At 70.9% G+C, this 14403-nt stretch carries 7 protein-coding genes; all 7 read left to right on the top strand.

Annotated elements, in window-relative coordinates:
* Positions 1-45 precede the first annotated feature (45 nt).
* Positions 46-3921 carry a DNA-directed RNA polymerase subunit beta' gene (gene rpoC, locus ACFQ0P_RS09065; RefSeq protein ID WP_204978395.1) on the top strand — a complete coding sequence of 1292 codons (3876 nt, stop codon included), beginning with the start codon at positions 46-48 and terminating at the stop codon, positions 3919-3921.
* 226 nt (positions 3922-4147) lie between these two features.
* On the top strand, positions 4148-4765 hold the full coding sequence (locus ACFQ0P_RS09070) for a hypothetical protein (protein WP_204978396.1): 618 nt from the start codon (positions 4148-4150) through the stop codon (positions 4763-4765).
* 94 nt (positions 4766-4859) lie between these two features.
* Positions 4860-5810, top strand: coding sequence for an ABC transporter (locus ACFQ0P_RS09075; RefSeq protein ID WP_204978397.1), 951 nt, complete (start codon positions 4860-4862; stop codon positions 5808-5810).
* Between the two features lie 18 nt (positions 5811-5828).
* A complete protein-coding gene (locus ACFQ0P_RS09080; protein WP_204978398.1) occupies positions 5829-6314 on the top strand; it encodes a hypothetical protein in 486 nt (161 codons plus the stop codon).
* Between the two features lie 218 nt (positions 6315-6532).
* A complete protein-coding gene (locus ACFQ0P_RS09085; protein ID WP_204978399.1) occupies positions 6533-7192 on the top strand; it encodes a spermidine/putrescine ABC transporter substrate-binding protein in 660 nt (219 codons plus the stop codon).
* 133 nt (positions 7193-7325) lie between these two features.
* Positions 7326-8462: a serine/threonine-protein kinase gene (locus ACFQ0P_RS09090; RefSeq protein WP_204978400.1), complete on the top strand. Its 1137-nt coding sequence runs from the start codon at positions 7326-7328 to the stop codon at positions 8460-8462.
* Positions 8462-14395, top strand: a complete 5934-nt coding sequence (locus tag ACFQ0P_RS09095; protein ID WP_204981327.1) for an Ig-like domain-containing protein — start codon at positions 8462-8464, stop codon at positions 14393-14395. Before ACFQ0P_RS09090 ends, ACFQ0P_RS09095 begins: the two co-directional genes overlap by 1 nt.
* Positions 14396-14403: the final 8 nt, after the last annotated feature.

Genomic DNA, 14403 nt, shown 5'->3' on the forward strand with positions numbered 1-14403 from the left:
GGCCGGCCCTCTACAGAATTTTCGACACAGGAGAACTGAGAACTAGTGCTCGAGTCAACAACTTTCGATCAGCTTCGCATCGGCCTGGCCACGGCCGACGACATCCGTCGTTGGTCCTTCGGCGAGGTCAAGAAGCCCGAGACCATCAACTACCGCACGCTCAAGCCCGAGAAGGACGGCCTCTTCGGCGAGCAGATCTTCGGACCTTCCCGCGACTGGGAGTGCGCGTGCGGCAAGTACAAGCGCGTCCGCTTCAAGGGCATCGTCTGCGAGCGCTGCGGCGTCGAGGTCACCAAGTCCTCGGTACGCCGTGAGCGCATGGGCCACATCGAGCTCGCCGCTCCCGTGACCCACATCTGGTACTTCAAGGGCGTGCCCTCGCGCCTCGGGTACCTGCTCGACATGGCGCCCAAGGATCTCGAGAAGGTCATCTACTTCGCCGCGTACATGGTGATCTCCGTCGACGAGGAGGCGCGTCACCGCGACCTCGCGACGCAGGAGAACAACATCCGTCTCGAGCTGAAGACGCTCGCCGACCGCCGCGACGCGCGCGTCGCGAGCCGCCTCGCCAAGCTGGAGGAGGAGCTCGCCGCGCTCGAGGAGGAGGGCGCCAAGGCCGACCAGAAGAAGAAGGTCAAGGACGCCGCCGAGAAGGACATGGCCGGCATCCGCAAGAACGCCGACGAGCAGATCGCCCGTCTCGAGCGCGTGTGGGAGGACTTCCGCACGCTCGAGGTCGGCCAGCTCAAGGGCGAGGACGAGATCTTCCACGAGCTTCAGGACCGCTTCGGTCAGTACTTCGAGGCCCACATGGGCGCCGAGTCGATCAAGCGCCGCCTCGAGGCGTTCGATCTGCAGGCCGAGGCCGACAGCCTCCACCTGCAGATCTCCGAGGGCAAGGGTCAGCGCAAGATCCGCGCGATCAAGCGCCTGAAGGTCGTCAACTCGTTCCTGCAGACGGGCATGAGCCCGGCATCCATGGTCCTGGACGTCGTCCCGGTCATCCCGCCGGAGCTTCGCCCGATGGTCCAGCTCGACGGTGGCCGCTTCGCGACCAGTGACCTCAACGACCTCTACCGTCGTGTGATCAACCGCAACAACCGCCTTCGCCGCCTCATCGACCTCGGTGCTCCCGAGATCATCGTGAACAACGAGAAGCGGATGCTGCAGGAGGCCGTCGACGCGCTGTTCGACAACGGTCGCCGCGGACGCCCCGTCACCGGTACGGGCAACCGTGCGCTCAAGTCGCTGTCCGACATGCTCAAGGGCAAGCAGGGTCGGTTCCGTCAGAACCTGCTCGGCAAGCGCGTGGACTACTCGGGCCGTTCGGTCATCATCGTCGGACCCCAGCTGAAGCTGCACCAGTGCGGTCTGCCCAAGCAGATGGCGCTCGAGCTGTTCAAGCCGTTCGTGATCAAGCGTCTGATCGACCTCGGTCACTCGCAGAACATCAAGGCGGCCAAGCGCGCCGTCGAGCGCACGCGTCCCGAGGTGTGGGACGTGCTCGAGGAGATCATCCGCGAGCGGCCCGTGCTGCTCAACCGCGCGCCCACCCTGCACCGCCTCGGCATCCAGGCCTTCGAGCCGCAGCTCGTCGAGGGCAAGGCCATCCAGCTCCACCCGCTCGTCTGCGCGGCGTTCAACGCCGACTTCGACGGTGACCAGATGGCCGTGCACCTGCCGCTGTCGGTCGAGGCCCAGGCCGAGGCCCGCATCCTGATGCTCGCGTCGAACAACATCCTCAAGCCGTCGGACGGCCGTCCGGTGACCCTGCCCTCGCAGGACATGATCATCGGTCTGCACCACCTGACCACGGTCAAGGAGGGCGCCGTCGGCGAGGGTCGCGTGTTCGGCTCGGTCGGCGAGGCGATCCTGGCGAAGGACGAGGGCACCCTCGACCTGCAGGCCAAGGTCCGCATCCGCGTGCCCGGCCTGACCTTCCTCGAGGGCGAAGCCCCCGAGGGCTACGAGCGCCACGGACTGGTGGATGCCTCGCTCGGCCAGGCGATCTTCAACGACACGCTCCCCAAGGGCTACCCGTTCGTGCGCGAGCAGGCTGACAAGGGCAAGCTGTCGCAGATCGTCAACAAGCTCGCCGAGGAGTACCCGAAGGTGGAGGTCGCGGCTTCGCTCGACCGCATCAAGGACGCCGGCTTCTACTGGGCCACCCGCTCGGGTGTCACGGTGGCGCTGTCGGACATCCTCACCCCGCCGAACAAGGCCGAGATCGTGGGCGGCTTCGAGAAGCAGGCCGCGAAGGTCCAGGCGCAGTTCGAGAAGGGTCTCACGACCGACGCCGAGCGTCGTCAGGAGCTCATCAAGATCTGGACCGAGGCGACGGATGCCGTGCAGAAGGCCATGCGCGACAACTTCCCGGAGGACAACACCATCAACCGCATGGTGTCGTCGGGTGCCCGTGGTAACTGGCTGCAGATCCGCAACATCGCGGGTATGCGAGGCCTGGTGAACAACCCCAAGGGTGAGATCATCCCCCGTCCGATCATCTCCTCGTACCGCGAGGGGCTGTCGGTGGCGGAGTACTTCATCGCGACCCACGGTGCCCGCAAGGGTCTGGCCGACACGGCCCTCCGTACGGCCGACTCGGGCTACCTCACGCGACGCCTCGTGGACGTCTCGCAGGATGTCATCATCCGCGAGGAGGACTGCGGCACGACCAAGGGCCTCGAGCTTCCGATCGCCGCGATGGGCGCCGACGGCTCGCTCGTGAAGGACCCGAACGTCGAGAACTCGGTGTTCGCCCGCACGCTGGCCGCGGACGCGGTCAACGCGAAGGGCGAGGTGCTGGCCGCCGCCGGAGACGACGTGGGCGACGTGCTCATCAACCGTCTCGTCGAGGCGGGTGTCGAGAGCATCAAGGTGCGCTCGGTCCTGACCTGCGACTCGGCCGTCGGCGTGTGCGCGAAGTGCTACGGCCGTTCGCTCGCGACCGGCAAGATCGTCGACATCGGCGAGGCCGTCGGCATCATCGCCGCCCAGTCGATCGGTGAGCCCGGCACGCAGCTGACGATGCGTACGTTCCACACCGGTGGTTCGGCGTCGGCCGACGACATCACGCAGGGTCTGCCCCGCGTGCAGGAGCTGTTCGAGGCCCGCACCCCGAAGGGCGCGTCGCCGATCGCCGAGTCCGACGGACGCATCACGATCGACGAGACCGACAAGTCCAAGAAGGTCATCCTCACGCCCGACAACGGCGACGAGCCGCACGTCTACCCGGTCCTGAAGCGCGCGACGCTCCTGGTCGAGGACGGACAGCACGTCACCGTCGGTCAGCCCCTGCAGGTCGGCACGCTCGACCCCAAGGAGGTCATGCGCGTCATGGGTGCGCGCGAGGTGCAGAAGTACCTCGTCAACGGCGTCCAGGGCGTCTACCGCTCGCAGGGCGTGCCGATCCACGACAAGCACATCGAGGTCATCGTCCGTCAGATGCTGCGCAAGGTCACCGTGGTCGACCACGGCGAGACGGCGCTGCTCCCGGGTGAGCTGGTGGACTTCAAGCGCTACCAGAACATGAACCGCGAGGCCGTCGCCGAGGGCAAGCGCCCGGCGTCGGGTCGTCCGGAGCTGATGGGTATCACGAAGGCGTCGCTCGCGACGGAGTCGTGGCTGTCGGCGGCGTCGTTCCAGGAGACGACGCGCGTCCTCACCCAGGCGGCGATGGAGGGCAAGAGCGACCCGCTCGTCGGCCTCAAGGAGAACGTCATCATCGGAAAGCTCATCCCCGCGGGTACCGGACTCTCCAAGTACCGGAACGTGTCGGTCGAGGCGACGGAGGAGGCCAAGAGCGAGCGGTACCCCAACCGCATCTTCGCCTCGGACGGCGCCTACTCGGACGCCGACCTGAGCTACGTCGACTTCGACAGCTTCTCCACCGACGGCGACTTCAGCGGCAACTACAACTAGTCGCCGAGCCGGCTGAACGACCGAGGGCCCCGGGATTCCCGGGGCCCTTGGTCGTTCATCCCACATATGTCACACGATTGGCGGGTGTCGCCCGGACGCACCCGCCATTCGTGTGACATGCCGGAGGGAAGTGGGGAGGGGGGAGAGCAGCCTGGTGCTTCGGCGCGCGCCGTGCCGAGGCATCCCCTCCCGCCGCCGTACCGTGGAGACGGAGGTGGTGGGGGCCATGGCACGCGTGGGTGGGCGCAACTCCTGGATCGCCGTGCCCGCCGGACTGATCTGCGCGGCCGTCGTCGCCGTGCTGGTCTGGATGGCGCTGCCGATGGTGCCCGTGACGGTGGCGTGGGCGGGCGACATGCTGCGCAACGCGACCACTCCGCGTCCCGCGCCTTCGTCGGAGGACACCGCCGCGGGACGTGCGCTCGCGGGCGAACCGGTGGACTGCCGGGCGCTGTACTCCCCGAGCCTGTGGAACGAGCTCACGTGGCAGGGGCGCACCATCCTCGATCAGGCGGCCGACCCCCCGCCCACGGACGTGGCTGCGCTCACCGAAGTCCTCACGCCGCAGGTGCGCGTGTCGTGCGTGTGGACGGACCGCGCCGGCCGCACCGTGGCGACCTCGCTCGCCGAGATTCCGCCGGACGCGCCCGCGCTGGCCGAGGCGGCGCTGCGTGGACAGGGCTTCGCGTGCGCCTCCGGCGACGGCGCGATCCGGTGCACCCGCACGCAGGGCGAGGCGGTGGAGTCGCACGTGATGCGCGGCGGACTGTGGCTGGCCTCGCTCGAGCGGGCGTGGCATCCCGACGACTACGGCGCGCGAGTGGAACGGTCCGTCTTCGGGTGAGCCGAGAATGACCGGCACGCCTCCACGCCGCACGGCGGGGCGGGGGTTACCCTCGCACTGCGGGGCCGTGACTCCCGCGTGAGGAGTGCCTGCGATGAGTGACCCCAAGTCGTCCTACGGTGAGCCGGTCGAGGAGCCGACGCCGGTCGACGACGTCGTCGGTCGTGCGCACGAGGGTCTCGCCGAGGCGGAGGCCGTGCGCAGCGAGAACCCCGACGCGGCGACGCCCGAGTCCGCTCCTGAGGCCTCGGCCGACCGCGCGCCGGAGGCCGCTCCCGCCGAGCCCGACCCCTGGGACTCGCCGGAAGCGGCGTCGCTGAACGCCGAACCCGCACCGGCGCCCGAGACGCGGGTGTACGACGAGCCTGCGGTCGCGGCGTACGACTCCACCCCGGAGCCCGCCGCCCAGCCCGTCACGCCCGCGGAGCCCGTGTCCGAGCCCGCCGCCCCGGCGGTCGCCCCCGTCGCGCCGCAGCCCCAGCCGATCTTCGTGCAGGCGCCCGAGGCGCCACGCCCGCGCGGCAACCGCGCCGCCGCCGGAGCCATCGGCCTCGTCGCCGCCCTCGTCTTCGCCGTCCTCTCCTTCGCGGTGTGGCTCGGTCTGTCCGCCCTCTCGGGCGAGCTCACCGGCGCGAACATCGCCGAGGTCGCCGTGGCGACCGCGACGTCGTGGCTGCTGTGGGTGCCCGTCGTCGTGTTCTTCGTCTCCTTCTGGCTGCTCGGCGCGATCATCAACCGCGGCCGCTGGGGCTCGTGGGTGGTCTTCGGCCTCCTGGTCGGGTTCGCCTCATGGGGCGGGTACCTCCTGGGCGTGCTCTTCCAGGAGCAGTTCTGGAACATCACCGCGTCGCAGGGTGCGCAGCTCATGGAGGAGCACGTCCTCGCTCCGGGAGCGATCGCCGCCTTCATCATCGGCCGCGAGCTGACGATCTGGTTCGGCGCGTGGGCCGCCTCGCGCGGCAAGCGCGTCACCGAGCTCAACACCGAGGCCCAGCGCGAGTACGAGCGCACGCTCGAGGCGGGGCCGCAGCTCGTCCGGCAGTAACGCGATCGGGGGTGAGGGATGCCTGACCCCGTCGAATCCGGCGGAGGATCGGTTCGGCCGGCCACCGCGGTCGTCTTCGCGACTGCCGCATTCGTCGCCCTCCTGATCTTCGGTCTCGGGATGACGTCGCTGACCTGGGGTCAGGACGTCATCGCGACCCGTGGTCTGGGTCAGGTCCCGGGCATCGTCGCGACCGTCGCCGGGACCGCGGCGTTCGCCGCGGGACTCTGGGTCGCCGTCCGTCGCGAGCCGGTCACGTACTGGGGGTCGGCGTGGACGACAGCGGCGACGTATCTCGCATACCTCGGCGGACTGTGGTTCGGCGCGCTCGTGACCGGCGCAGGTCTCGGGGTGGCCGCGGCGATCGCCGGCCGCATCGCCACGACGTGGTTCGGGCTCGTGATCGCCGTCGCCGGGTTCGTGTGCGCGTGGGGTGGGATCGCCCTCGTGCGCACGAGGGCGGGGAGGCCCCGCTGGCCGTGGGAGGACGAGTTCGACGAGTGAGCCGGCCCGGCTGTGCCCGTGGCGCGGCAGTTTCCGACGCTCGCTGCGTCGCGAACCACAGCGCCCGTCGCGAAGTGCAGCGCGGAGCGTCGGAGCGGCCGCAGCGGCCGCTGCGAGTCGCTGACGGCCGGGTCGCTGCATCCACTGTCGTCGCTCGCTCCACAGTGCGGGCCGGAGAATACCGGCGGCGGAGCCGTGTCGGTACTACCGTGGACGCTGTGGAGCGCTCGCTCGAGACGCAGGTGAGCCAGGCGGTGGACGCCTGGCTGGCGTGGCTGCCCCGGTGGGAGCCCGCCACCCACCGCGGACGCGTCGCCCCGTGCCGTCGCTGCTTCGGCTCGCCGGTGCTCTCCGCGGCGGGCTTGGGCGCCGATGTGCCCCACGGCGTGCAGCACGGGCTCTCGACGCGCGTCAAGACGATCGTCGATCGCGCGGTAGCGGAGTACACCTCGCTGAATCTGCCGATGCTGCAGGCCGAGCTCGATCAGCAGGCGGCCCGCAACCGCTCGCGAAGCTACCGTCCCGCAGAGGATCTCGAGCCCGAGTACGAGGGTCTCCCTCTCGATCCCGACCCGGTGCCCGGTGCGCCGTTCCTGTTCACGATCTCGGGCCTCGCCGAAGAGGTCGATGCCGACATCCCCGCCCTTCCGCCGCTCAGCGACGAGGCGAAGGCCGCCCTCCGGCAGGAGGTCGGCCTGGCCGACGACTACGCGAACATGGTCGGCCGCGAGGTCTGCACGATCCTGCTGCACCACCGGCTGCGGATCCAGGAAGCGATCACGCAATATGTCGAGCCCCAGATCGAGGCGATGCTCGAGGAGCTGACCCGCTCCCTCGATGCGCCGTTCGACCCCCACGACCCGCTGAACGGGGGCTGAAGACCCGGGTCTCGACCGCTCCGCGGCTCACGGCAACCATCCACGGGACGCGAAGGTGATTTTGTTAGCATGACCGCGTTTGCTGTGCTGTCGGCACGCCGGAGTCCCGGCGGAACGGACTCGGGGAGGTGTCGTGGCGACCAGACTCCCTTCCGCGCCGCCCATCCTGCCCGGTCTGGCCTACATCCGGCCTCTCGGGTCCGGGGGTTTCGCCGACGTCTTCCTGTACGAGCAGGACATGCCGCGGCGCAACGTCGCCGTGAAGGTCCTGCCGAGCGATGTGCGCGATCCCGAGCTGCGGCGCATGTTCAACGCCGAGGCCGACGTCCTCGCGCATCTTTCCGCCCACCCGGCGATCGTCACGGTCTACCAGGCGGGCATCTCCGCTGACGGGCGCCCGTACATCGTGATGGAGTACTGCCCCGGGTCGCTGGCGCAGCGCTACCGCATCGAGCGCATGCCCGTCGACGAGGTGCTGGCCATCGGCGTGCGGATGGCGGGCGCGCTCGAGTCGGCGCACCGCGCGGGGCTGGTGCACCGCGACGTGAAGCCGAGCAACATCCTCATCACGACGTTCGGGACGCCGGTGCTCGCCGACTTCGGCATCTCGTCCTCGCTCATCCAGAAGAGCACCGACGAGGTGCTGGCGATGTCCATCCCGTGGAGCGCGCCCGAAGTGGTGGCGGAGCAGACCTCGGGCTCGATCGCGAGTGAGGTGTGGAGCCTCGGAGCGACGGTCTACTCGCTGCTCGCGGGGCACAGTCCGTTCGAGCGCCGGGAGCGCGGCCAGAACTCGAAGGACCTCCTTCGCCGCCGCATCGGGCGCGCGACCTACACCGAGATCGCGCGGGCGGACGTTCCCGCGTCGCTGCAGGCGGTGCTGGCGAGGTCGATGAGCCGCGATCCGTCGAAGCGCTACGCCTCGGCACGGGAGTTCGCCGAGGCGCTGCGGTCGGTTCAGGCCGAGCTCGGCTCGTCTCCCACACCGCTCGAGATCCCCGATGAGGAGTGGTCGCCGGCCTCTGCGCCGGTCGACTTCGCCGACTCCGCCCTGCGCGGTCCGTCGCGGTCGCAGCTCGAGCGCGAGTCGACGCGCAAGGGGCGAGCCCCGGCGGGCGTATCCGGCCTCGCACGCGACGAGGAGACCGAGTTCTCGTCGCCGACTCCCGCGCGACGCAGCCCGGTGCCGTGGGTCCTCGGTGCCCTTGCGGGCGCCGTCGTCGCCGTCGGCGCCCTGGTGGCGACGCTGCTGGCGACGGGTGTGCTGTGATGCGCCGCCGGACGCTGTTCGGGCTTGCGGCGGCCGGGGCCGCGGTCGCGGTCGTGGTGTTGGCCAGCGTCGTGTGGCCGGGGCTCGACGCACAGGAGACACCCGAGGTCGACACGGCGGTGTGGGCGCTGCAGACGGCCGAGGGCCGTAACTACGCGCGCGTGAACACGTCCGTGGGCGAGCTCGACACGGTTCGCGGCATCAGCAATCCCGACCAGGTGGCTCAGTCGGGGGATGCCGCCTACATCTTCAGCGACAGCTTCTCCAAGGTGACGCGCATCGACGAGTCCCAGCCCACGGAACTTGACGAGGAGGCCCTGCGCGCGTCGACGTCGACACCGGAGGGCACGACGGATGTCGCGACCGCCGGCGACTTCGTCGCCTACCGCACCGATGTCGGCGCGGTCTTCGCGGGTCTGCTGTCGGCGGGGGAGGCCTCGCAGCTGGATCCGTTCCCCACGGAGGACGAGGATGCTGCGCCCTACGCTGCGGACGCGATCGCCGTCGACGACCGTGGCATCCTGTTCGCCTACTCCCGCGAGGACGGATCTGTCCTGCGTTACGACATCGCCTCCGCGGAGGTGCTGGGCCGGGATCCGCTCGACGCCGAGGGCATGGGCGCGCCCGCGGTGACGTCGGCGGGCGACGTGTGGGCGGTGGTGGACACCGAGGACGCCGAGGTGTGGCTGCGCGGCACGGAGGGCCCGGTGGTGGCGCCGACCACCGGAGCCGTGGTGGTGAGCAGGCCCGCCTCCGACGGCGCGGACGTCTATCTGGCCGACGAGACGACGCTCGTGCGCGTCCCCATCGACGGCTCGGGCGCGGTGGTGGCGACCGGCGGCACGGGCACCGTGTTCGGCACGCCCGCGCGTCCGATCGTCCACGACGGCACGGTGTACGCCGCGTGGCTGGCGCAGGGCGACGACGGCGGCCTGCTGTGGCGATCGGATGCCGAGCCCATCGTGCTCGACTACGGTGCGCGGACGCTGCCCGATCAGCGTCGGCCCACCTTCGTCGCGGGGGACTCGGCGGTGATCCTGAACGAGACCCGCTCGGGCTGGGCATGGACCGTTCCCGACGGGGCGCTGATCCCGTCGAGCCAGGACTGGTCGCTCGACGACCGCATCGACCCCGCTTCCGTTCCCAGCGAGGAGCAGCTGCCCGTCGTGCTCGACCCGAAGCCGCCGGTCGCCGAGCCGGACGCGTTCGGGGTCCGGGCGGGAAGCCTCATGGCACTGCCGGTGCTCCTGAACGATCACGATCCGAACGAGGACGTCCTCAGCATCGACCCCATCTCGGTGACGGGGCTCGATCCCGGCTTCGGGACGGTGTCGATCACCGACGACGGTCAGCGACTCGCCGTGCGGACGACCCCCGGAGCGACCGGCTCGGCCACGTTCTCCTACGTCGTGACCGACGGCACGGCCGAGGGCGGCCTGCTGTCGGAGGCGACCACGGTCACGCTCGAGGTCGTCGACTCGTCGGTGGACTCGGCTCCCCAGTGGTGCGGGGTGGAGGGATGCCTCGTCCCTTGGCCGCAGCCCGAGGTGGCCCGCGGCGGCACCGTGACCGTCCCCGTGCTCCCCGGCTGGGTCGACCCCGAAGGCGACCCGCTCCTGCTCCTCTCGGTCGAGGACGTGTCCGGCAGCGGCAGCGTCGCGTCGACGCCGTCCGGCGAGGTCGTCTACCAGCACGACGACGACGGGTCGGGCGGCGAGGAGGTGGTCGAGCTCGTCGTGACCGTCTCCGACACCGAGGGGATGACCTCGCAGAAGTCGCTGCTGGTCCGCGTCTCTCCGGAGCCGCGGGTGCGCGTGCGCTCGTTCGCCGTCGTCGACCGCGCCGGCGGATCGCTCACCGTCGACGTCGCCCGCCATGTCACAGGGACCGCGGGCAGGGTCACGCTGGATTCGGTGCGCGTCCTCGACGACGCCGCCGCGCGGGCGACGGTGGTGGACGGCACGACGTCCTTCGACTTCGCCGCGACGGGCGCCGGCACCTTCCGCGTGGACTTCACGGTCACCGACGGCACGACCGACGCGACCGGCACGGCGCGCATCACCCTCCTCCCGGCCGATGCTCCCGCCGACCTCGCGACCGCCCCCGTCGTGGCGTTCGTCCATCCGCAGGAGGACGCGACGCTCGACATCTTCGCGGCGGTCTCCAACCCGACCGGGCGCGTGCTCCTCCTCTCGGACGTCGTCGCCGCGGCGGACGAGGGTGCGAGCCTGTCGGTGGATGCTGTCGGCCAGAACTACCTGCGCGTCTCGGGCAGCACCGCCTCCGGCGCGGCGGGACGCCTGGGCACGGTGCGCTACGTCGTGAGCGACGGCACCGAGGACCGCGGATCGAGCGTCGAGGGGGAGGCCACCGTGTACCTCCTCCCACCCGCGCCCGAGCTCGCGCCGATCGCGGTCGACGACACGATCGTGGTCCGCGCGGGCGCGCAGATCGACATCCCCGTGCTGGCGAACGACATCTCGCCCGCCGGCGGACGGCCCACCCTCAACCCGGCGACCGTGGTCTCGACCACGCCGGACGCGCTCGCCTTCGCCTCGGGCGACATGCTGCGCTATCTCGCGCCGGGCGAGCCGGGGGACTACGCCGTCGACTACTCGGTCTTCACGACCGGCGCGCCCGCGCTCGCCGACACCGCGACCGTGCGCATCCGCGTGCTCGCCGACGAGACGAACCGTCCCCCGGTGCCGGATGCGCTCGAAGGGCGCGCGCTGAGCGGCCAGTCGGCGCTCATCGAGTTCGACGGCTTCGGCATGGATCCGGACGGCGATGTCGTCACCCTCGATCGCATCGTGGAGCAGCCCGAGCGTGGCGCGGCGACGATCTCGGCGGACGGCACGGCCATCGTGTACGCCAGCGTCCCGGGCGACAGCGGACAGGTGTCCTTCCGCTACCGCGTCGTGGACGCCTTCGGCGAGACCGGCGAGGCCACGGTGCGGATCGGCGTGCTCGACAGCGAGGCCAACCCGAGCCCCGTCACGTTCACCGACTACGTCCAGGTGCAGGCGGGCGCCGACAGCAGCATCCGCGTCAGCCCGCTCGCCAACGATGTCGATCCGACGTTCGGCACCCTCGCGATCACCGAGGTGCGGCCCGACCTGCCGCCCCAGCTGCTCGACGGGGCCGACAATCCGGAGTTCGCGCGGCTGGAGGCGCGCATCCGCTCCGTCGACGACGACACCGTCGTGATCGACGCCGGCACCGCACCCACGACGATGTCGTTCCTGTACGACATCGAGTCCAGCTCGGGCAACACCGGGCGCGGGCTCATCGTCGTCGAGGTCGTCCGCGAGAGCGTCCCGGACTATCCGATCGTCGCCGACACGAATCTCACGGCCGAGACGCGCGAGGACTTCCCCGACGGGGTCGACGTGCTCGACGGGAAGGCGACGTGGTCCGGCGGTGACGTGACCGACCTCGAGGTCTCGCTGTGGGGCGAGGCCGACGGCGTCAGCGTCGACGGCCGGGAGCTCAGCGGAGACCTGCCCGCGACGTCGCGCCTGATCCCGTTCGCCGTGACCGGCGAGGGCGCGTCGGGCGAGGTGACGACCTACGCCTTCCTGCGCGTTCCGGGCGACGACGACCTGTCCCTCGCCCTGCGGGCGGGGCTCGAGCCGCCGGAGGTCACCGAGCTCGAGTCCGTGTCGTTCGACATGGCCGATCTCGTCGCCGCGCCGAGGAACAGCGTCGTCGAGGTCGGCAACGACATCCGGGCCTCGGGCGCGCGCGCCGACGCAGCGTGCACCGTGGAGTCGGGAGCCGTCGTGCGCTACGAATCCGGGGCCGGTGCACCGTGGGTGGATGCGTGCCGCGTCCCCGTTCGGCTGGAAGGGCAGGACGACTGGACGTATCTCTCGGTCCCGATCACCGTGATCCCCCTCGATCCTCAGCCCGTGCTGCGGCCCGGATCGCTGACGGTCGGGCCCGGTGAGACCACGACCTTCGATCTGCGCGACCTGACCACGTGGCAGCTGCGCGAGGACTGGGACGGAATCGAGTACGCCGTCGAATACGACGGCACCGCCTTCGACGTTTCCGCGGACGGATCCCTGGTCACCGTGACCGGGTCGGACCGCGCCGTCCCGGGCTCGGAGGAAGCCGCGATCGTCTCGGTGACGAGCCACCCGCTCGTCACCCCTGTGCGCCTCATCCTGCGTGTGGGCTCGGCGCCCTCGACGCTCCCCCAGGGAGGCTCGGCAGTCCAGCAGTGCTCGCAGGCGACTGGATCCTCGTGCACGATCACCGTCGTCGGCGCGACCGGCGAGGTCAACCCGCTGCCGCGCACGCCGCTGGAGCTGGTCGACGTCCGGGCGACCGGCGCGTGCGTCGGCGTCTCGTTCCGCGTCTCCTCGCCGACGTCGGTCCTCGCCTCGTGGACCGATGACGCGCCGGGCGCGACGTGCACCGCCTCGTTCTCACTGCGCGATGCGCAGTCGCGTACGACGGGGTCGGAGCGCGACGGCCGCCTGACCCTCGACCTCCTCGGCTACCCCAAGGCACCGGCCAGCCTGTCGCAGACGGCCTACGACGACGGCAGCCTCACTCTGCGGGTCGACCCCGGGGAGGCCCGGCAGGCCTACCCGGCGCTGTCGGGCTTCGTCCTGCGCTGGAACGGCGAGGACATCGCGCAGTGCTCCGTGGACGGCATGTGCCCGGAAATCGCGGCACCGAACGGCGAGGAGCGCACCTACGAGGCGGTCGCGGTCAACGGCGTGGGGGAGTCGCGCAGCGCCGTGCGCACCACCGGGTGGGCGTACGACCCGCCCCCGACGCCGTCGCAGGTCACGGTGCGGCCCGTCGTCACCGCGGGAGAGGGCGGCGTCGTCGCGCTCGACATCGAGGGACTCGACCCGTCCGAGACGGGGAGCGTCGAGATCGCGAGTGCGACGGGCGAGCGCGTGCGCATCGCGCTGCAGGGGAATCAGACGCGGCTGGAGGTGCCGTCCTACCGTGTGGGGACCAATTCCGCCACGCCGATCACCGTGACGCCCTTCTCCCGGTTCGCCCTTCCCCCGGGGCTTACCGGGAGCGAGTCCGGCGCTGCGGCCACCGTGACCGGGAACGGGGTCGGCGCGCCGCTGCAGCTGCAGCTGTCGCTCAGCTCTACCTCCAACGGGGACGGGACCTCCACCGTGTCGGCCCGCGGGACGGCCGTGCGAAACGGCGACGGCTCCACGCTCCGCTACCGCATCGTGCCCGAAGGCGACCGGTGCGAGCCCGTCACCGGCGGCGACACGGCCACCTTCCCCGGCCTGCTGGACGGCAACGAGTACCGGTTCCGCCTCTGCGTGGAGTCCTGGTGGAACGGCGAGGCGTTCGGCTCGGCATCCGTCACCGAGACCGTCCGCGCCGTCCAGTCCGGTCGCCCGCCCGTCGGCTGGACGTTCGTCGTGGCGCCCGAGCCCACCGTCGAAGGACAGCGGGCCGACTGGCTGATCCGCGATCAGCCGCAGTCCTCCGACCGCATCCCCAACCGCAACCGGGTCGAGTTCCGGGGCTGGCCGACCTCGGTGGTGGGACAGAACCCGAACATCGAGGTGCGCTACGTCCACGAGTTCTGGGGCACCGCGACGCCGTGGGCCCCCGTGACCGCACGCGCCGGAAGCGCGCCGTATCAGGTGCAGGCCAGCTGGCGCGCCGTGAGCTGCGTCGGCGGGACGGACCTCACCCTCGCCGGCGACTCGACGGACGGCCTCGCGAGTTTCACCTGGGGCAACGCCGGCCTGGTGTTCTACGATGCGGACGGTGCCGTGCTGCCGCGCACCCCCGACTCGTGGGCGGTGCCCGTCGGCGCCGAGAGCGTGCAGGGCATCGCCGTGTCGGTGAACTGGGACGCGCAGGGATGGGGCCTGGCCCCGGCATCCTCCACCTTCTCCGCCGACTGTGCACCCGATTCCGGGACCACGACCCCATGAGCCGCTTC

The sequence above is a fragment of the Microbacterium insulae genome, from assembly GCF_042677065.1.
Taxonomy (GTDB): domain Bacteria; phylum Actinomycetota; class Actinomycetes; order Actinomycetales; family Microbacteriaceae; genus Microbacterium; species Microbacterium insulae.